Origin of the sequence: Streptomyces sp. V3I7, assembly GCF_030817495.1 — a bacterium.
GTDB lineage: Bacteria > Actinomycetota > Actinomycetes > Streptomycetales > Streptomycetaceae > Streptomyces.
Map to the genome: position 1 here is coordinate 6455392 of NZ_JAUSZK010000001.1, position 19160 is coordinate 6474551.

At 67.8% G+C, this 19160-nt stretch carries 20 protein-coding genes and 3 pseudogenes; 11 read left to right on the forward strand and 12 right to left on the reverse strand.

Annotated features, from left to right (window positions below):
• Positions 1-171: 171 nt before the first annotated feature.
• Positions 172-2625, reverse strand: coding sequence for a hypothetical protein (locus QFZ74_RS29825; RefSeq protein ID WP_307623955.1), 2454 nt, complete (start codon positions 2623-2625; stop codon positions 172-174).
• Between the two features lie 407 nt (positions 2626-3032).
• Here QFZ74_RS29825 and QFZ74_RS29830 point away from each other — a divergent pair, with 407 nt between their 5' ends.
• From QFZ74_RS29830 to QFZ74_RS29840, 3 genes are all read left to right on the forward strand, one after another.
• Positions 3033-3602: an RNA polymerase sigma factor gene (locus QFZ74_RS29830; protein WP_307623956.1), complete on the forward strand. Its 570-nt coding sequence runs from the start codon at positions 3033-3035 to the stop codon at positions 3600-3602.
• Positions 3602-4315 carry a hypothetical protein gene (locus tag QFZ74_RS29835; protein WP_307623957.1) on the forward strand — a complete coding sequence of 238 codons (714 nt, stop codon included), beginning with the start codon at positions 3602-3604 and terminating at the stop codon, positions 4313-4315. Before QFZ74_RS29830 ends, QFZ74_RS29835 begins: the two co-directional genes overlap by 1 nt.
• Positions 4316-4658: 343 nt before the next feature.
• Positions 4659-5522, forward strand: a complete 864-nt coding sequence (locus tag QFZ74_RS29840) for a Ku protein (RefSeq protein WP_307623958.1) — start codon at positions 4659-4661, stop codon at positions 5520-5522.
• Here QFZ74_RS29840 and QFZ74_RS29845 read toward each other — a convergent pair.
• Entirely contained in the window at positions 5519-6475 is a 957-nt protein-coding gene (locus QFZ74_RS29845; RefSeq protein ID WP_307623959.1) for an IS481 family transposase, read from the reverse strand. The genes QFZ74_RS29840 and QFZ74_RS29845 overlap by 4 nt on opposite strands.
• 253 nt (positions 6476-6728) lie before the next feature.
• On the opposite strand from QFZ74_RS29845, the gene QFZ74_RS29850 reads away from it, so the two are divergent.
• Together QFZ74_RS29850 and QFZ74_RS29855 are read left to right on the forward strand one after the other, a co-directional pair.
• Positions 6729-7256: a GNAT family N-acetyltransferase gene (locus QFZ74_RS29850; RefSeq protein ID WP_307623960.1), complete on the forward strand. Its 528-nt coding sequence runs from the start codon at positions 6729-6731 to the stop codon at positions 7254-7256.
• Positions 7257-7307: 51 nt separating this feature from the next.
• Positions 7308-8143 (forward strand): annotated as a pseudogene (locus QFZ74_RS29855) (transposase); the annotation flags it as partial.
• 266 nt (positions 8144-8409) lie between these two features.
• Here the strand turns inward: QFZ74_RS29855 and QFZ74_RS29865 are convergent.
• From QFZ74_RS29865 to QFZ74_RS29885, 5 genes and pseudogenes are all read right to left on the reverse strand, one after another.
• Positions 8410-9711, reverse strand: coding sequence for an MFS transporter (locus QFZ74_RS29865; RefSeq protein ID WP_307623962.1), 1302 nt, complete (start codon positions 9709-9711; stop codon positions 8410-8412).
• A gap of 279 nt (positions 9712-9990) precedes the next feature.
• A complete protein-coding gene (istB, locus tag QFZ74_RS29870; protein ID WP_373462508.1) occupies positions 9991-10761 on the reverse strand; it encodes an IS21-like element helper ATPase IstB in 771 nt (256 codons plus the stop codon).
• 20 nt (positions 10762-10781) lie between these two features.
• Positions 10782-12401, reverse strand: a pseudogene (istA, locus tag QFZ74_RS29875) (IS21 family transposase).
• A gap of 364 nt (positions 12402-12765) precedes the next feature.
• Complete coding sequence (locus tag QFZ74_RS29880; protein ID WP_307623964.1) at positions 12766-13236, reverse strand: GNAT family N-acetyltransferase; 471 nt, start codon at positions 13234-13236, stop codon at positions 12766-12768.
• Entirely contained in the window at positions 13230-13703 is a 474-nt protein-coding gene (locus QFZ74_RS29885) for a rhodanese-like domain-containing protein (protein WP_307623965.1), read from the reverse strand. The genes QFZ74_RS29880 and QFZ74_RS29885 overlap by 7 nt, the downstream gene beginning before the upstream one ends.
• Before the next feature lie 93 nt (positions 13704-13796).
• Here QFZ74_RS29885 and QFZ74_RS29890 point away from each other — a divergent pair, with 93 nt between their 5' ends.
• Positions 13797-14288, forward strand: coding sequence for an Lrp/AsnC family transcriptional regulator (locus QFZ74_RS29890; protein ID WP_307623966.1), 492 nt, complete (start codon positions 13797-13799; stop codon positions 14286-14288).
• A gap of 197 nt (positions 14289-14485) precedes the next feature.
• On the opposite strand, the gene QFZ74_RS29895 is transcribed toward QFZ74_RS29890, so the two are convergent.
• From QFZ74_RS29895 to QFZ74_RS29905, 3 genes and pseudogenes are all read right to left on the reverse strand, one after another.
• The gene (locus QFZ74_RS29895; RefSeq protein ID WP_307624335.1) at positions 14486-14683 is read right to left on the reverse strand and encodes a hypothetical protein; all 198 of its coding nucleotides are present in this window, start codon (positions 14681-14683) and stop codon (positions 14486-14488) included.
• A pseudogene (locus QFZ74_RS29900) lies at positions 14682-14834 on the reverse strand (transposase); the annotation flags it as partial. The pseudogene QFZ74_RS29900 and the gene QFZ74_RS29895, both read right to left, overlap by 2 nt.
• 111 nt (positions 14835-14945) lie before the next feature.
• On the reverse strand, positions 14946-15215 hold the full coding sequence (locus QFZ74_RS29905; RefSeq protein ID WP_307623967.1) for a DUF6233 domain-containing protein: 270 nt from the start codon (positions 15213-15215) through the stop codon (positions 14946-14948).
• Positions 15216-15318: 103 nt separating this feature from the next.
• On the opposite strand from QFZ74_RS29905, the gene QFZ74_RS29910 reads away from it, so the two are divergent.
• The 3 genes from QFZ74_RS29910 to QFZ74_RS29920 are packed head-to-tail and all read left to right on the forward strand — an operon-like array spanning position 15319 to position 16968.
• Positions 15319-15852 (forward strand): hypothetical protein, encoded by a 534-nt coding sequence (locus QFZ74_RS29910; protein ID WP_307623968.1) that lies wholly within the window; start codon positions 15319-15321, stop codon positions 15850-15852.
• Between the two features lie 52 nt (positions 15853-15904).
• Positions 15905-16444, forward strand: a complete 540-nt coding sequence (locus tag QFZ74_RS29915) for a winged helix-turn-helix domain-containing protein (RefSeq protein ID WP_307623969.1) — start codon at positions 15905-15907, stop codon at positions 16442-16444.
• A complete protein-coding gene (locus QFZ74_RS29920; protein WP_307623970.1) occupies positions 16441-16968 on the forward strand; it encodes a transposase in 528 nt (175 codons plus the stop codon). Before QFZ74_RS29915 ends, QFZ74_RS29920 begins: the two co-directional genes overlap by 4 nt.
• A 6-nt stretch (positions 16969-16974) precedes the next feature.
• Here the strand turns inward: QFZ74_RS29920 and QFZ74_RS29925 are convergent, their stop codons facing one another.
• Positions 16975-17484, reverse strand: a complete 510-nt coding sequence (locus QFZ74_RS29925) for an SUKH-4 family immunity protein (protein WP_307623971.1) — start codon at positions 17482-17484, stop codon at positions 16975-16977.
• A 102-nt stretch (positions 17485-17586) separates the two neighbouring features.
• Between QFZ74_RS29925 and QFZ74_RS29930 the strand changes: the two genes are divergently transcribed.
• Positions 17587-17859, forward strand: coding sequence for a hypothetical protein (locus QFZ74_RS29930; protein WP_307623972.1), 273 nt, complete (start codon positions 17587-17589; stop codon positions 17857-17859).
• Positions 17860-17975: 116 nt separating this feature from the next.
• Here QFZ74_RS29930 and QFZ74_RS29935 read toward each other — a convergent pair whose 3' ends face one another.
• Positions 17976-18221, reverse strand: coding sequence for a hypothetical protein (locus tag QFZ74_RS29935; RefSeq protein ID WP_307623973.1), 246 nt, complete (start codon positions 18219-18221; stop codon positions 17976-17978).
• 149 nt (positions 18222-18370) lie between these two features.
• On the opposite strand from QFZ74_RS29935, the gene QFZ74_RS29940 reads away from it, so the two are divergent.
• Complete coding sequence (locus QFZ74_RS29940; RefSeq protein WP_307623974.1) at positions 18371-19045, forward strand: HNH endonuclease family protein; 675 nt, start codon at positions 18371-18373, stop codon at positions 19043-19045.
• Positions 19046-19160: the final 115 nt, after the last annotated feature.

Here is a 19160-nt window from a genome sequence, read left to right on the forward strand (position 1 = left end):
ACTTGCGAGCTCACCGCTGGTCGCTGGGCGCCGGGCAGCACGAGGTCGGCGATACGGGGTTTGCGGTGCATGGTCTGCCCAGGGGCCGCCGAAGAACCGGGCTGTCGTCTTATCGGCCGTCTGAGGACAGGGCTGCACCGGGCGGGTTTATGGCCCGCGCAGTGCTTCGCTCTACTGCGCGGCGAGTCTTTCGACGATGCGCCGTTGGTGCTGGATGTCGTAGGCCTGGTCAGGGGTGACTTCGTAGTGATCGAGGCTGTCGAGTTCGGCACGGGCGGCGGCGATGTCTCCGAGGTAGGCGAGTACGACGGCGCGCTGGGAACGCAGCCCGATCATGTCCTCAGGCAGGTTGTAGTCCTCAGCCACGGGGATGAGCTGACGGTTTATCAGGTCCAGGGCTGCTCGGGTTTCGTCGGCTCGCATCAGGGACTCGACGACGTCCTGGCCCAGGTCGATGGCGGAGCGCCAGGCGGCGGTGAACAGATACAGCTTCATCGCGGGGAAGGCCATCGGGCCGTAGTCGAGGCCGAGTTGGCGGCAGGACTTGACGAACAGGGCGAAGCAGTCGGCCAGGCGCTTGTAGTCGTCGGGGTTTTCGCTGGTCTCGCAGGCCTCTTGCAACGCCTCGGTGTTGCCGAGGATGTGGGTGATCTCCAGGCCGAGGTGGCGGCGGTAGATATCGGCGAGCTCCATCGCGGCGTTGCCCGCGTCCTGGTAGGCGTCGGCGAGAAACAGGCTCTGCGCGTAGGCGTAGCGCAGAGCTCGTTCGTGGGGCGAGGGAACAGGGATCCCGGCGAGCGCGGTGTGGAAGGCCGAGTCGAGTGCGTCGACGTCGCATGCCTGCCCGTACAGGATGAATTGCCGGGTGGCCAGCAGGACTTTCTCCCGAGGGCCGATCTGGTTGCTGGTCTCGGCGAGGGTCTCCATGGCGTGCACGTGCTGTGCGCAGGTGTCCCAGTCGTCGTCCCCGTATGCCCAGGTGGCCAGTGCGTTGTGGGCTTCCAGGCGGCTGATGGCGTCGCGGTTGGTGTCCTGGGCCACCTCTGCGATCACGGCGCGCAGTTCACGAGGGTAGCCGCCCTGGAAGAAGCCTTCCTGGCCGGTGAGCTCGAGCAGGATGTCGATCCGTCCGGTCTCGGCCAGCAGGCGCATCCACCGGGCCAGCCGTGCGAGTCCCCGGTGTCCCTCCAGTAGGCCAACCAGGGCTTGCCTGACGGCGTCGGTGGCCTTCGCGGGCAGGTCTTCGGCTGCCTGGGCGGCCAGGGGGCGGATTGCGTCGTGGAGTTGACAGTGGCCGTCGGCGAAGGCCTGTGTTAGGCCGCGGCCAGCGAGTTCACGTACGGCCCGAGCCGCGGCCGGTCCTGTGCTCCCGGCGGCCGCGGCCAGCTGCTGGAGCTCGGCGGCGGTCAGGGGGACCTCGGCGATCGACAGCAGCCCGGCGGTGATGCGTGCCGGTGCGGAAAGCTGCTCGAAGATCTGCGCCAGGATGACTTCCTGGGTGGTGGGGGTGAGATGGGTCTGTGCCTGAACGGCGTCGCAGAAGGCGGCTCCGTCGCCCGCGTGCACGGTGCGGGCCAGGTGCACGGAGTTGAGCACGTACAGGGGCAGGCCGGCCGTCAAGGCCAGGATGCGCTGGGCGGTGGGGTAGTCCAGGATGCAGCCTTCGGTGGCGAAGACGGCGGCCACGGTGTCGGTGTCCCAGCCGGGCAGGGACTCGGCGGAGATCCCCAGATGCGCGGCGAGCGGGTTCTGCTCCGGGTGGGGGTGGCCCAGCAGTGTGATCCGGGCCGTCGGCAGCGCCTGAACAAGCAGCCGCACGTCGTCGGATGGGAGGTCGTGCACGTTGTCGATGACGACCGCGATGGCTGTGCCGTCGTGGGCCAGTCGGCCGTGCACGGCCCGCAGGACGTCGATGCCGGCCCCGCTCGGCAGGCTGACGGCATCGGGCCCGCTCAGGTGCCGGGCAGCGACCTCCCGGGCCAGCGCGCCGGGCACCACCGCGGGCGGCATCTTCCCGGCATCGAAGTAGGTGACCGGGAGCGGGCACCGGGCGGCGGCGTGCGCCGCCCAGGTCGTCTTGCCGGCCCCGGAGAAGCCCGTCACCAGCCGCACGCGCTGCTCGCCCGTCAGCTCCGGTTCGCTGCCATGCGGCCAGTAGACGTCGGGAATCTGCGGAAAGGCCTGCAACTCCTCGACGAACTGCTCATACAGGGCGGGCAGTTCACCAGCATGAAAGGCTCGTCCATGGGCTCCGGCACTCGCGTACTGCACGCGGGCAGCCAGCTTCCACACCAGCGTCTGCGCTTCCAGGGACCCAAACGGGACCTGAGCGGCCTGCTCGGTGCACCACTGCAGGACACCGGTGAGATCCGCAGCAGCGGGCGGCAGCCACGTCTCCTGCGGATCGGGATGACCCGGCCACAGCAGCGACACGTCCGCCGGCCAGCCCGGCTGCTGGGTCCGTTGCAGCAGATCCGGACCCGGTGCGGTATTGCTGACCACGACCAGCCTGGGTGTGCCGGGGCGCCGCCCTGCCGTGTGCTCCGCGCTGGTCCGGGCGGTTGTGTCGGGTGGCTTCGGGTGGCGAAGGGTGGCGAACAATTGAGCGACAAACGTGACGTCCATCACAGCACAATGCGTGCGCGCAGGTCACACCGTGAGTCACAAGCGGATCGTTGCGCTCCGTCGAAAACGTGTGCCGCAGAGTTAACCCTGGGGGTGCTGCGCAGCGGTGAAGGGGTGAGGCCGCAAGGCTTCCCCTCGCTCAGCAATGACGCGGTGCGGGGGCCAAGTTGAGCAAAAGGAGGGTCCGTGGGGCTTCACTGGGCCTGGCACGTGCTGGCTGTGGCCGGCGTGTGCCGGATGACCGCAGTTGCCTTCGACGCCGTCGTCCGACGCGTCGTCCGCATCGCCTCGCTGGCTCGCGACGAGCACTGCTCCCGCGCACGCGTATTCGCACCACCCCCTGTCTTGCCCGCCGGACTGCGCCCCACTGGGGGGACCGCCGTTCCGCCGCCCGCCGTGGAGGAACAGTGACCAGTGCCGACGAGCACGACTTCGACGTGATCGAACCCGCTGAACTCCCGACCGACTTCGAGGCGTTCTTCAGCCAGCACATGGGCGAATTCATCAGGGTCGCGGGCGCTCGCACGCGCAACCCGCACGACGCGGACGAGGTGCTCATGGACGCGGCTGTGGTGATGTACCGCAAATGGGAGCGGATCCTGGCGCATCCCAACCCGATTGCGCTCGCCCACCGCATACTCGAAGGCGCCATCGTCGACTTCTACCGCCGACGTGCCCGCACCGCCGACCGGGAGGTCAGCTACGGCGAACTCACCTACGCCGACGTGCCCACCGCAGACGATCTGCTGCTGCTACGCGGCCACGACCGCCTGGACCGCGCCCTGGCCGAACTCGAGCAGCGCGCTCCGCTTCAGGCGAGCTGTGTCCGCCTGCGCTACCTCGCCGAACTCGGCTTCGCTGAGATCGCTGCCCGCCTGGACATCACGTCCAACGCTGCCAAGGCCAACGTTCACCTGGGCCTGAAAAACCTCAATCGCCTCATCGACCTCCCGGATTCGGGGAAAGGGAAGTCCTGATGCTGGAAGATCTCCTGCGCGCCGAAGCGCAGGCTCTGCACCGTACGTACGACAACCACGACACCGACGACTTCATGCGACGCCTCGCTGTGCGCATTGCCCAGAATGCCGCGCGACCGCCCCGAGTCACACGTGCCCTCATCGCACCCACCTTCCAGTCTTCCCGGGTGCCGCCGCCTGCGGCGGCGCCCGCGCCCAGCCACCCGGGCGGCACACGGCCACGCACGCGCCGTGGCATGCGTCGGCGTCCCACGCCGATCCTCAGCCCAGACCCGGCCGCCAGCCCGATGGCAGTGGTCGATCACGTGCGGCGGCTGTGCGATTTGGTGCTGCGGTCCAACGACATCGACTCCCTAGCCGACTTCGCCGCCGACTACGACCCCAGGGGCGCGCGCACCTTCGCCTGCCTCCTCTACACGCTCGACCGACGCGAAAGTGCCCTGTACTGGTGGCGCTTCGCCGCCGGCGGAGAGGACCCCCTCGCCGCTCACCTGCTCGCCGCCCACCACGCAGCTATCGGAATCAGTCCCGACGCGCGCCTGTGGCGAGCACAGGCTCGCATGCTGGGTTTCACCCGCGACCGCCACCTACCCCAGCCCGTACGCTCCAGCACCCATCTCGCCGAGGGGTTCGCTCGCGCCGTCCCCTGGGGAACCGAGCTCAGTACCTTCATCAAGACCGCGCGACTGCCCAGCGAACTGGCAACCCGCTGAACCGGGAACGACCTGCTGGTGAGAGAGGGAACCGCAGCTCTGCTCGGTGGCAGGGAAAGTACGGCCACCGAGCAGATTACAGATCGTGACGGCGGTCGGTGACGAGGGCCGCCATTGGTCGCGAACGGCGTCCTCGCTGCCGTGACATCGAGCAGCGTGTACGCCCCACGAACGTCTCGCCGATCTGGACACGCCGGCCGCCCTCCGACCCGGGCGGGTAGATCACGACAGGCGGTGCGGTACTCATGGCACCAGCGTGCGATCTGCGCCGACAGCGCGCATGCGAGCCGCCTGTGGCGCTCATACGCTGGTGCTGCTCGGGGACTGCCGCGGAGGTACTCCCATGACCCGAGCCATCTGGTCCGGAGCCATCTCGTTCGGCCTGGTCACCGTGCCGGTCCAGGTGGCCACCGCAACCGCCGACCACAGCGTCCGCTTTCACCAGTACCACTTGTCTGATCAGGGCCGGATCCGCTACCGCAAGGTGTGCGAGCTGGAGGATCGCGAGATCCCTGAAGGCGAGATCGGCAAGGGGTACGAGCTGACGAAGGCGCGAATCATCCCGATCAGCGACGAAGAGCTGCACGATCTGCCGCTGCCGACGGCCAGGGCGATCGAGATCGTCACCTTCGTCTCGTGGGCGTCCATCGATCCGATACGGATCGGGGAGGGCTACTACCTGGCGGCACGCGAGCAGTTGGCCGCCAAGCCGTACCGGCTGCTGGTCGAGGCGCTGCGCCGCTCCTCACGGGTGGCGGTCGTGAAGTGGGCGTGGCACGGCCGCGAGCGCCTCGGCTTGCTCCGGGTCCGCGAGGACGCGCTCGTCATGCACGTCATGCACTGGCCCGACGAGATCCGCGACCCGTCCGAGCTGGTGCCGCCGCCGGTCGAGGTGAGCGACGCAGAGATCGACGGGGCCCTCACCCTCATGGACGCGATGGCCGTCGACAGCCTCGAAGGGCCTGAGTTCGGCGACCGGTACACCGAGGCGCTGGAACAGGTCATCGACGCGAAGCGCGAGGACCGTCCGCCGCCCGAAGCACCCGAGCCGGCTGCCGGACCGGGCACGGTGCTGGATCTCATGGCGGCGCTCCAGGAGAGCGTGGCCAAGGCGCAGGCCGCGCGCGGCGAAGCACCCGAGCAGAAGAGAACGGCCGCGCGGAAGCGGCCGGCCAAGAAGACGGCGCCGACTCGGAGAGGCAGCTAGGTGTATTGACCCGCAGCGTTGTTCACGCGGCTGATGGGTGGTTGGCCGCCGAGTGCGGTGTGGCAGCGGTGGTGGTTGTAGGTGTGGAGGAAGTCTGGCAGGGCTTCGGCGCGTTCGGTGTTGCTGATGTAGGGCCGCAGGTAGGCCCATTCGTCGAGCAGTGTGCGGTTGAAGCGTTCGACCTTGCCGTTGGTCTGCGGCCGGTAGATGCGGGTGAGCTTGCCGGCCGCACCGAGGTCGGCCAGGGCTTGCCGCCAGGCGAAGCTTTTGCGGTAGGGCCAGGCGTTGTCGGTCAGAACGCGTTCGATGTGCTCGATGCCGCAGGTGGCGAAGAAGGCTGCGGCCCGGCGGAGGAAGCCTGCGCAGGTGTCGGCCTTCTCGTCCGGGTGGATCTCGCTGTAGGCGAGACGGCTGTGGTCGTCGACGGCGGAGTGGACGTAGTCGAAGCCCATGCTGCTGCGTCGGACACGGCCTGCCTGGCGGCCCAGGACCTTGTGACCGCCGCCGTCCGGGATCCGGCCGAGTTTCTTGACGTCGACGTGGACGAGCTCGCCGGGGCGGTCGCGTTCGTAGCGGCGGATGACCTCACTCGTGGGCCGGTCAAGATGGGCCAGGCGATTCAGGCCATGGCGGACCAGGATGCGGTGCACGGTCGAGGCGGGCATGCCCAGGACGGGGCCGATGCGGGCCGGGCCGAGCTTGCGGGCCTGACGCAGTTGGCACACGTGGGCCTCCACCATCGCGGGCGTGCGGTGGGGTGTCGTCCGCGGCCTGCTGGAACGGTCGTGCAGGCCCGACTCGCCCTCTGCCCGCCAGCGGCGGACCCACTTGTGAGCCGTGGCCCGCGAGATGCCCATCTCCGCCGCGACATGCGCAACGGGGCGACCTGCGCAGACACGTTCAACGAGAAGCCGCCTGCCGTGAACGGTCAGCCGGGCATTACGGTGGGACACGAAGACCTCCGTGCGGTGCAGTCCTAGACAGCTCCACCACACCGGAGGTCTTCGCCATGATCAAGCCCAGCGAGTGTCAACAACGCTCGTGATCAATACAGCTAGGTCCTGTCTGGAGTCCAGATCATGAATGCGGTGCGATGCTGCGAAGCCAGGTCGTGTGAGACCGGCCGGCGGGCGTAGGGCGCGGCCACGCGAGGACCGTTGCATAGGCTGGCCGTCTCATCCGACGCACCGCGACGAGGATCAGCCCATGCACAGCAGCACCAGGATCCGCCTGATCGAGCCCACCGACGCCGCCCCGATCGCAGCGCATCGGGTGCGGGACGTCGAGGCCTTTCGGCCATGGGAACCGGTCCAGCCGGACGACTTCTTCACCCCGGAGGGCCAGGCGGAGCGGATCGACAGGCTACTGGCCGGATACCGGGCCGGCACGGTCTGGCCAGGCGTGGTACTTGCCGACGACCAGGTGATCGGGCAGGTCACCGTCGGAGGCATCCTGCCACAGCCGCACCTGCGCCGCGGCTCCGTCGGATACTGGATCGCCAGTGTCGCCCAGAATCAAGGCCACGCCGGGCGCGCTGTCGGGCTCGTACTCCAAGTGATGACCGACAAACTCGGGTTACACCGCGCCGAGGCGTCCACCAATCTGGAGAATCTGCCGTCGCAGCGGGTGCTGCGTCGCAACGGGTTCAGCCCGTACGGCGTCGCGCACTCCTCGATCTTTCTCGACGGGCGCTGGCGGGACGGGCTGCTGTGGGAGCGGCTCCTCGGCAACTAGGGCCGGTGGATCCCCTGCGCGCGGAGGTTCGTTTTTGATAAGCCGTCAGTCATGGCGCGAGGCGATCTCACCGACGAGCAGTGGACCCTGATCGAGCCCCATCTCCCGATCGCCGCGATCGGTCCTTTCCCTGACCTGCGGAAACACTTCAACGCGGTGATGTGGCGCTTCCGCGTCGGCAGCCCCTGGCGCGACCTGCCTGCCGAGTTCGGGCCCTGGTAGAGCGCGTACGACCGGTTCCGAATCTGGGCGAAGCAGGGCGTCTTCCAGCAGCTGATGGAAGCGGTGATCGCCGAGGCCGCGGCCCGTGGCGAGACCGACCTGGGCCTGGTCAGCGTGGACTCGGCGACCGCACGGGCCACCACCACGCCGCCGGGATGGCCTTGGACTCCGAGCAGTTGGCAGCCCTGGAGGCTGCCGTCGAGTCCGAAAAGGGGGCGATACGAAGGCACAACAGTCGCAAGACGGACCGGCCGAGGACGACTCGCGCGTCGACCGGCGACGGGGCCGCGGACGGCACCGAGCCCGCTTGAAAGGCGCTGAGCTGGGGCGTTCCCGGGGCGGGTTGACCAGCAAGATTCATCTGGCGGCCGACCGGCGCTGCCGCCCCCTGGCGTTCGTTCTCACGCCGGGACAGACCGGCGACAGCCCGCAGTTCGTTCCGGTCCTGGAGCGCGTCAAGGTGCGTGGACCGGTCGGACGCCCGCGGACCGGACGCGGTGGCCGCAGATAAGGCGTACTCGTCTCGGCGTAACCGTAGCTACCTGCGGCGACGCGGGATCAAGGTAGTGATCCCGGAGAAGGCCGACCAGGCCGCGAACCGCAAGAAGCGCGGCAGCGTCGGCGGCTGGCCGATCTCGCACGACGCGACGCTGTACAGGGAGCGCATGAGTATGGCGATGATGGGCAGCAACGCCTGTCGGTGAGTTCCAGCAACGACTGGATGAGGTCGGCGTCTGGAATGTCGGTGAGTTCCAGCAACACCGCCGGGGCCGCCGGAGCACCGACGAAAGTTCTGCTGACGCGCCGACGGAACGGGCGGCATCATGACCTCGTGCCGCCCGTTCTGTCTCGTCAATCGTCGCGGCGGCCGGGCAGCTCCGGGCGGTGGTCCGCAGGTGGAAGACAGCCCAGGCACAAGCGGCCCGCGCCTCTACACCTGCTTCGATCCCGAGACACGCGGCGGCGAGCCCTCCGCCCTGTCGTGGGGAGAGCCGGTACTGTCCATCTGCCTCCAGACCGGGAAGATCAACGGGCACAGCGTGGCGAGCAGATACACACCGCCAACCGCCAACATCGTGGAAGGCAGACCGACCGAATCCACGAGGAAGCCCGCAGCCAGTCCGCCCATCGGAGTGACCAGCTGGACCGAGGCCGTTGTCGCACTCAACACGCGGCTGCGCAGTTCCTCCGGCACCATCTCGTACGTCACTGTGGCCATGATGGGGTTGAGTACACCGAAGGCGAGACCCTCAACCGCCATGATCACGGCCAGCGGCGCGAATGTGTCGGTGAAGGCGGCGACCACGAAGCGCGGCAGGCCTCCGATGAGAAAGGCGATCGTGAACACTGGCCACCGCCGAAAGCGGCTGCCGACCGCCCCATAGACCAGCGCCCCCGTGAGTGCACACACCCCGAACGCTGCGTTCAGCAGACCGAGATCGATGGAACCATCAAGCTCCACACGGGCATCCACGGGGAGGAGCACGGCGCTCCATCCCTGGTCGAGGCCCCTGGTGACTAGCGTCATCAGGCACAGGCCCAGCAGCAACGGAGTGGCTGCCAGGAAGCGATAGCCTTCCGCGAGTTCACGACGGTAGGCACGCAACGATGTCGGCTCGACCTGCCGCTGGGCTTGTGCCTCGGGCAGGCCGCGCACCCCGAACGCGAACAGCGGCGCGGACACAGCGAAGGTCGCGGCATCCACCCACAGGACGTTCTCGGCTCCGAGTACGGCGATCAGCACACCTCCGAGAGCGGATGCCGTCAGCGCCGCGCAGCGTGCCGCACCGTCGTACAACCCGGCAGCCCTGGTCAGCGGCATTCCGGCGCGTTCGGCGAGCGTGGGCAGCAGCACGCTGCGAGCGGTTTCACCCGGCGCACGGAACAGCCCTGTCACCGCCATGAGCACGCACAGCATCCAGAAACGCAGGACGCCGGCGAACTGCAGCAGCGGGATCGCCGCAACTGCGACTCCGCAGGCGAGATCCGAGGCGACACTCACCCGCCGTCGCCCGATCCGGTCGATGACCGGACCACCGACGAGCGCAACGAGTACCGCGGGCAGCAGTGTGCAGAACGCGACGATCCCGGCCTTGGCGGCACTGCCCGTGCTCTGCAGCACGAACCACGGCACGCCCATATATGTCAGGCAATTCCCAGTGATCGAAAGGAGGTTGGCGGCAAGAACCGTTGTCAGAGGACGGCGATCAACCGTCCCGAAGTCTTCGGGCACTACGGTGGTCTCCCATGAAGGGAAGCGCCCACCGCGGACGAAGCAGGTCAGCCGGTGGGCGAAGCGAAGTGGTCAGCGTCTGGCGCGCACAGCGAGGCGCACCGCGATGCGGTGTTCACAAGCAGCGCCTCCAACACTTCGCCGGGATGACCACCCGGCACCTCCACGCATTGTCACCTCGGACAGCCGTACTCCGCAACGATGATCCGTTCGCAACGGGCAGCTCGCACAGGGAGTCGTCCGAGATGCGCAGATGAAGGCCGTCGGTGCCCCCTGCGGTCAGGTATCGGCTGACCGCCCGGCCTTGCTCCGGGTGTGGGCGAGTCGGTAGGAGTCGGTGCCGGTCTCGATGATCGTGCCGTTGAAGGTGAGTCGATCGACGATCGCGGTGCAGAGCCTGGGATCGGTGAAGGTCTTCGTCCAGCCGCCGAAGGACTCGTTGGAGGCGATGGCGATGGCCTTGTTCTCCTCCCGTTCGGTCAGTACCTGGAACATCAACTCGGCGCCATGACGGTCGAGTTCCATGTAGCCCAGCTCATCAATGCACAAAAGATCGACGCGTCCGTAGCGGGCGATGGTCTTGCTCAGCTGCTTCTCGTCCGCTGCCTCGACAAGCTCGTTCACGAGCTCGGTCGCCAGGGTGTACTTCACCCGGAAACCGGCCATCGCGGCCTCGGTTCCCAACGCGATCAGCAGGTGCGACTTGCCGGTGCCGGAATCGCCGATCAGGCAGAGGGGCTGCGCCTTCTTCACCCACTCGGAGGTGGCCAGGGTGTGGATCACGGCGGGGTCGATGTTGGGGTTGGCGTCGAAGTCGAACTCCCTGACCGACTTCTGCCTCGGGAACGCGGCGGCCTTGATCCGGCGCTCGGAGCGACGCCGGGCCCTGTCGTCGCACTCGGCCAGCAACAGCTCGGCGAGGAAGGTGAGGTAGGACATCTGCTCGCGGGACGCCTGCTCGGCCAGGTCGGGGAACTTCGCGCGGATGGTGGGCAGCCGCAGCATGCGGCAGGCGCCGACCACGGCGGTCTCCGCCGCCTGTTCGCTCATCCGGTGACGGTTGGGAGTACTCACGGCAGCGACTCCTTCGGTGCGGCGGGACGACGGTGCAGCAGCTGGTCATAGACGGCCGGCGAGGGCAACGGCCGAAGGTCGGGCGGAAGGTGCGCGAGACGGCGCTGCGTCAACGAGGCCACGGAAGAGAGCTCTTGGGGCTGGACCGGGGTGGAGTCATCGTCGGCTTCGGCGGCCTTGCGGGCCTCCAGGGCGACGGCATCCGCGGTGAGGGCGCCCACCCGTAAGGATGCGGCGAGCCCTGCTACCAGGTGCTCGTGCGGGATGCGACGGTGCAACAGCAGCACTTCGATCAGGGCCTTCGTGCCGTCCTTGTCGCCGCGGGCCTTGCGGGCAGCGGACCACCACGCGTCGTGGATCGGGGTGAACCTGCCCGCTTGGCGGGCCTGTTCCAGCGCGGTCGCCCCGGGCAGGGCGCCCGGCTTGCGCAGCAACGTCTCCAGCTAGTGGTCGAGTTCGAGACGCTCGCCAGCCTTGGCGACCAGCCGCTCGTGGCGGGCGATCTCGGTGGCGCCGTCGTAGACGGCCAGCTCGTTGGCGTGCAGCACGATGCGGACCCGGCGCTCGATATAGCGGGCCGGCACCGAGTAGAAACCGGCGCGGGCCCAGACGCGGCTGTGCCGGTCCACCCGGGTCTCGATGACTTGTCCGGCGTCGAACGGCTCGGTGGGCAGCGGCGCCAGCAGCGGCTGTTCGACAGCGAAAGACTCACCGACCGTGCGCGGTCGCATCCGGATCCGGCGGGCCTCGTCCTCCTCGTCCTACCGCTCGACCAGCGTGTTCAGCTCAGCCAGCGAGCCGACCTCCGGGACGGGGACGAAGTGGTTGCGCCGGAAGCGGCCGATGTCACCCTCGACCCCACCCTTCTCGTGGGCGCCGACCAGGCCGGGGCGGCAGTAGAAACTGTCAACGCCGTAGTGCTCACGGAAGGCGAGCCACCGTGCACTCTCCTTGCGTTCCCGGGCGAACCCGATCACCTTGGCGACCGCCGCCTTCAAGTTGTCGTAGCGGACCTTGCCCCGGGGCACCCCGCCGAGCACGCTGAAGGCGTGGACGTGCCCCTCCAAGAACGCCTCCTGCCCGCTGGTGGCGAAGACGCGGTGCACCGCCTTGCCGGAGTACGACAATCGCAGGCTGAACAGGCTGCAGACCAGAGTCTGCCCGGCCAGGTGAACAGTAACGTCCCCGAAGTCGACCTCGGCTTCCTGCCCCGGATGGTGGGACTGCGGCACGAACACCTCCGCGCTGCCGCGTCCGGCCTCGGCCCGGATCTCGCCCCGGCGTACCGCAACATAGGCCCGGACGATGCCGTAGGAGATCCCGTCCGCATGATGCTCATCGACCAGACGATCAAAGACACGCTTGGCGGTGTGCTGCTGCTTGCGCGGGGCGTCCAGGTCCGCCCGCAGCATCTCGTCCACCAGCGACTTGAACGGATCGAGCCGGGTCGCCCGGGGCGGGAGCTTCTTCCGCGGCTGCGGCCACGCGGATTCCAACGCCTTCTGGACCGTGGGGTGTCCCACCCCGTACTTGCGCATCAGAGCGCGCTTGCCCAGCCCGGCACGATGGTCACGGCGGATCGCCGCGTACAGATCAGACCTCGACTTCGACGCCATCGGCGGCCCCCAGCGGTATGGAGCAACCTCATGCTCCCACCGCAAGCCCCCGACTGTTGCTGGAACTCATCAACACCGTTCCCCACGAACTCCCGGTGTTGCCCGCGCTGAACGACAACCGTTGCTGGAACTCGCCCACATACTCAGAGCGCAACACCGTGGAACGGTGCATCAACCGACTGCGGAACTGGCGCGGCATCGCGTTCCGCTTCGACAAGACCCGGAGAGCTACGAGGCCGGAGAACAGGTTTTGAGAACGAATCCGGGATCGGCGAGGTTCAGCGGCTCGTGATTGATCTTGCTCGTGCAAAGGGCCGTTTGTGAGACCGCTCGAAGACACCTCGATCGGAGTCCTATCGGTTGGCTAGACGCGGAGTGAGAACCTGACCTTCGGGGATGCCTGGGCTCCTGCTCGGTTGTAGAAGCGGATGGCGTCGGCGTTCCAGTCGGGCGTCTGCCATTGCACCTGTGCCGCGCCGAAGGCTTCTGCTGTGCGCTTCACGGCGTCGAGCAGTAAGCGCCCCCAGCCTTCCCCGCGGTGTGGCTCGGTAATGAACAGGCAGTCCAAGTGAAGGTAGTCAGCTGCCTGCCAGGTGGAGAATTCAAGTGAGCATGTTGCGTAACCGATGAGCTCTTCCCTGAGATCGGCCACGAAACACCAGGCCCTCGGATGGGTCGAGAACAAGGCGGACTCCAGGCGGGCCGCGAGGTCGGCAGGGACAGGCGCGGCGCGCTCGAACGCGGCATGGGCAGCGCACAGTCTCGCCACCGTAGGCAGGTCGGCCAGGATGGCTGGGCGGACCGTGCCGCCCAGCCGTGCGGTGTCCGTCAGCACGCGCAGGTGATGGAGCCGATCGGAGCGGTCAATGGGTCCGCCTCGCGCTGCTCGGTACCGGTCAGCGATTCGACCGGGAAGCCCTCGCGGATCCAGTATTCGATACCACCGATCATCTCCTTGACCCGGTAGCCGAGCTGGGCAAGGGCGAGTGCTGCGCGGGTGGCGCCGTCGCAGCCAGGCCCCCAGCAGTAGGTAATGACCGGGATCCGCGGGTCGAGCAGGCTTGCGGCTCGAGTCGGGATGTCGGCGGTGGGCAGGTGGACCGCGCCCGGCACATGACCTTGCTGCCAGCCGGCGCTCCCGCGCGAATCGACCAGAACGAACCCCGGGTCGCCGGAGTCGAGTGAGGCGCGGACGTCCGAGACGTCCGCCTGGAAGGCGAGGCGTGCGGCGAAGAAGGTAGCGGCTTCGGCGGGGGCCGCGGGCGGTACGTACAGCGCAGGGCTTGCAGCAGTGTTCGTCATGGATGAAACATTACGAAGCGTAGCCACACGCTGGAACGGGTGATCACCGGCATTCCATGGCCATGACCGGGGATACCGTGGTATGTCTCGTCTATGGCCGCTGATTCCGTTGACGAGACTGATATGCGCATCCTGGAAGCCCTGCAACAGGATGGGCGGGCCAGCTACGCCGAGTTGGCACGCACCGTGTCCATGTCGGCCAGTGCTGTCACCGAACGGGTACGGCGGCTGGAAGAAAGCGGTGTGATCCGCGGCTACTCAGTCGTCGTGGACCCGGAACGACTCGGACTCGGCATCCTGGCCTTCGTCCGCCTCCGCTACCCCACGGGCAACTACAAACCGTTCCACGATCTGATTGCGACCACGCCCGAGATCCTGGAAGCCCACCACGTCACCGGTGAGGACTGCTTCGTGCTCAAGGTCCTCGCTCGTTCCATGCGCCACCTGGAAACAACGACGGGCCGAATCGCCGGACTCGGCTCCGTCACGACCAGCGTCGTCTACTCCAGCCCACTCTCCGACCGCGCGATCACGACGATGACCTCATCGCCAGAGCGGCAAGATCGGGCGCATCGGCCTGCATGACGATCTTGTGGCCCATCGAGGCTGACGAGCTGACCCATGCCTGTGCTCGTCCGCGAACCGCACCACTACGGCGGGCATCACCGCCAGGCCCTCGGTGGGAAACACCCCGCGCATCGCCTCCTACAACACCGCGAACCCGAGCCGGTACCTCGGTCAACGATCGAGCCGGCCGCCGGCGACGCCGGGGCACCGGTTCTTCAGGATGCCGACCCGGCCGCACCCTCCGCCGCCGGTTCAGGAGTCCGCGTGTCGGGTGCGGTGCGAGGGCCGGGCACCATGGCCGCCGCGGCGAGGGCGAGGTGGGAGTTCATGTCCAGCTCGAACCGGTCGTAGGGGTTCACGTGCGTCCAGAACAGCGGGGACAGGGCCCGCCGGTCGGCATCGGTGAGTCGCATCGCGCCACGGGACACCGGTACGGACCCGGAACCGTATGCCGTCAATCAGCTGCCGCCGAGGCCAGACGGGCGGCCGCTCCGCCCTGGCCCCCTTCGGCAACAACGGCTCCAGCACCGCCCACTGCTCGTCCGTGAGATCCCCCCGACACATGAATCATGATCATTCACAATCCAAGATCCACTTTCGATGCACGGCCTAGTCGAGGTAGCCCAGCTCGGAGTCGGGTCGGCAGTGCATGCACGCGGGTACGCCGTCGGCGAGTCAGTGGAGGGCGTCGCTGCGGGTGATGCCGCGGGTCCGTTTGCCCGCCATGTGACAGCCGCCGACGTGCACCGCATTGGGGGGTGCGTCTCGGTTGAGGCCGATTTCGAGCAGCCAGTCTGGGGCGGGCGGTCGCTGCTCCTGCCCGTGCCGCTGCTCGACCTCGCGGCGCTCAAGGTCTGCGATCTGCTGCCACGCCCGGCCGAGGGTGAACTCCAGCCAGGTCTCCAGGGTGCGGAGACGTGGCAGGTCAGGCGGCAGATCGTTCACATGTTCGATAATAGGGGGATGTCAGTTCATCTGACTCACCCATCGACCGGATCCCGCGGAACCTGTAGCAGCGGGCACCCATCAACGACCATGCTGTCCGACTATGGGAAACCAGGCGCCGCGCAGCCCACTCAAGACAGCAGTGGCCGTAATCCTCGCGATCACGGCAGCAGCCGCGCCGGCCGCGTTGACCAACGTGTTCTCCTCCGACTGGCATCGCTTCGATGCGGCCACATCCACTGTCATTGCTGGGGTTACCTTCGCCATTTGGCAGAGCGTGAAGGAAGTGCGGTCCATCGAGCAGGTACGCGCGCGAGTTCACGAAGCCGAGCGAAGCGTTGAAGGCGCCCTCTCCGGACCCGCTGCCAGACCTGTAGGACGGTTGCCGCGCCCCTCATCCAGCCAGGACTCTGACGAACCTGGCCGCAACCGATCCGCTCACCCCGAGCAGAGCGAGGCGGAGACGGAAGCGCGCCGCGAGCGCCGCGACCTTGCGCTGGCCCGACTGTGGACGCTGACTCGGCGCCGCCTGGACCTCTACCACCAGATCGCCCCCAACCAGGCGAGACGGTCATTCATCAGTGCTCAAGTCTCAATAATTGTCGGCTTTGCCCTGCTACTGAACTTGATTGGGTGATGTCGGGTCATCAGCCTGACAGTTGGGTGTCGGGTCCGGTAGTTCTGGGTGGGTGAGATACGCGCAGGGTGGCGGGCTGACCGACGCCGGGAGGGCCGCGCGGGAGCGCATTCGGCTTCAGGCCGTGGACCGCTTCGAGCGTGGGGAGAAGAACAAGGACATCGCCGCTGCGTTACGGGTGTTGGAGCGGTCGGTGGAACGCTGGCGCAAGTCCTGGCGCGAGCAGGGGGAGGCCGGGGTTCGATCGAAGGGCTCGCCGGGGCGGCCGAGGCTGGGGCCGGTCCAGATAGAGCGGCTGGAGCGGGAGTTGGAGCGTGGTCCGCTCGCGCACGGCTGGCCGGACCAGCGGTGGGCCCTGGCGAGGATCAAGACGCTGATCGGCCGGCTGTTTCACGTCTCGTACACGGTCGAGGGCACCTGGCTGCTGTTGAGGCGGCACGGCTGGTCCTGGCAGCAGCCGGTCCGTCGCGCGATCGAGCGGGACGACGGCTCGGTGGAGCTGTGGAAGAAGGAGGTCTGGCCGCAGGTAAAAGAGAAGCGGCGGCCCGGGGTGCGTGGATCGCCTTTGAGGACGAGGCCGGGCAGTCGATGACGCCGCCGCGAGCCAGGACCTGGGGCCGGGTCGGCCGCACCCCGGTTGTGAGGGCCCGTAGCCGGGGAACTGGCCGTCTGTCGATGGTGGGCATGTGCTGCTTCAAGCCGGGGTCCAGGTCGAGGCTGATCTACGGGCTACGGGAGTACCGGGGCCGCAAGGACGAGCCGAAGGGCTTCGGATGGCGCGATTTCTGCCGTCTCCTCACGAGGGCCCACATCCAGCTCGGCGGCCCGATCGTGCTGGTCTGGGACAACGTCCGTCTCCATCTCACCTTCGGCATGCGGGAGTTCATCGACCGGAACTCCGACTGGCTGACCGTGTTCCAGCTACCCACCTACGCTCCGGACCTCAACCCGCAGGAAGGCATCTGGTCGCTCGTCAAACGCGAGATCGGCAACCTCGCCGCCGCGGAACTCACTCAGATCAGCCGAGCCGTGAAGCGTCGGCTCAAGAGGATCCAGTACCGCCCGGAACTGGTCGACGGCTGCCTAGCGGCCACGGGTCTGCTGTTGGAGGGCTGACGTGCTTCAGTCCTCCCAGTTCGCGTAGTCGCCCATCGCGACGTCGTCGCACAGGGTCTCCCATAGCCCGTTGTGTGCGAGTGCGGTGTCATCGAGGGAGGCCAGGAGCTCGCGAAGGTCGTCCGCCGCCTCTTGGAATCTGTCTTCCTCGCCTTCCTCGTAGAACGGGAAGCAGGCGATGGTGGCTGCGACGCACCGGTGGAAGGTTCCGAGGTCCCTGTTCACGTGATTGGCGGCCGCAGACTCGATCTTGGGGATGTGCACGACGCGATGCGAATCCACGTCGATGCCGAGTCGTCCGAGCAGGCCGCTGGTCCCGAAGACGACCAACCCGCTCTCGCCGATCCCGCCGAGGAGTGTCGCCTCGGTCAGCGGTTGGTACTCGTAACCAATCAGCCCTGCCGGGACGCCGACCTGTCGCAGATCGGTGGCGATCTCAGCGGGCACCTCTGGTGAACAGTCGATACGGACCACGGCGTACTGGGGCAACGGCAACGGCGGCAGGTCTCGAATCACGCGAACATCATCCTCGCGCTCTGGCCACGCCGGGAAGGCGTGAGCTGAGCCCGGCACGACCGAGCGGCAAGCCCCGACATCACGCATTCAAGTTCAGTAGTGGTGTTCGTGCTGCTGGCCCTGAAGGTGAGTAACACGGCCGGTGCCATTGTGACGGGCGGCCTCGGAGCCGTCGCCGCCGCGCTGGCGGGATTCATCAGCAAGACCTTCAAGAGTGCCCCGCTGGACGCGAAGGGGCTGGCGGCGCAGTTGCAGGAACTTCTGCCTGGCCAGGGTAGTGACAGGGGGCACAAGGCCGGTCATCCGACTTATCGACCGATCGGGCGAGCTGGCCGGACGAGGCGTAGCCGTCTGCCGTCCTGGCCCGATGATTGAAGTCCGCGAGAAGAGTTGGACGAGGACGGCTTCGAGGATGTCGTGAGCGAGGCGCCGCGCGTCGGCGACTACCAGGTGTCGACCCGCCGAGCGGCGCCCCCGAACCAGGCGAGCCGCTACTCCGCCGGGTCCTCCTGGGCGTGCCGTGCGGCCCTCTTCGCCGCCTGCTCCACCTCGTAGCGCGAGGCGGTCACATCATCGCGGGCCGCGTACTCGGTGACCGCGGCCTGGAAGGCGGTGGCCGCGTCGCGCCACGCGCGCCACTGCGCGTCATACGCCTCGCCGTCGAGGCCGGCGAGCTTGGCGCGCGCCTCTTCAGCGGATCGTTCCAGATTGATCAATTCGTCGGGGATGTCTGTCATGACCTGGGATTTTAAGCTGCACGGTGCGACTGGCTGACGATCACGCTTACCGTCCGATCGGGTACAGCCGCCGTCAACCTCCGCGCGCAGCTCCGTGGGGCCCGCTACGAAGATCACGTCCCGTTCGTGATCTCCGAGAGGATCCCCGAGTGCGTCTCGCCCGCACCACTGTCGCCGCGGCCGCCGTTGCCGTACTGCTCAGCCCCGCCACCGCCCACGCCGCCCCCACCGCTGGCCACGTTCCCGGTGAGACGGTCACCGCTCCCGTCCATGACGCCCTCGCCAGCCTGCCCGTCCGTACCGAGGACCGCACCGGCTACTCCCGCAACCTGTTCAAGCACTGGGTCGACGCCGACCGCGACGGCTGCAACACACGCGCGGAGGTCCTCCTGGAGGAAGCTGTCGTCGCCCCTGAACGGACCGGGACCTGCACGCTCGCCGGCGGTGAGTGGTACTCCGCGTACGACGACCGGTACATCGACGGCGCCCGTGGCCTCGACATCGACCACCTCGTCCCGCTCGCCGAGGCATGGGACTCCGGCGCCAGCGCCTGGTCGGCCGCCGAACGGGAGGCGTACGCCAACGATTTGGCTGACGCCCGAGCATTGATCGCCGTCTCCGCCACCAGCAACAGGAGCAAAGCTGACCAGGACCCGGCCACCTGGCTACCGCCGGCCGTCGGTTACCGGTGCCAGTACACCGCCGACTGGATCGCGGACAAGATGCGCTGGGGACTGAGTATCGACGCCGCCGAGCAAGCCGCGCTCACAAACATGCTGGCCGACTGCCCGGACGTACCCATCACCGTCACACTCGCTCGATAGCGCGGCGCAAGCTTGCGCCTCATGGACCGAGACGGGAGCGAGCTGTCTGACGAAGCAAAGCCGTTCTCCGCCACGGCTGCGGGAAGCGGCATGCGCGAACAGATCCACGAGGGAG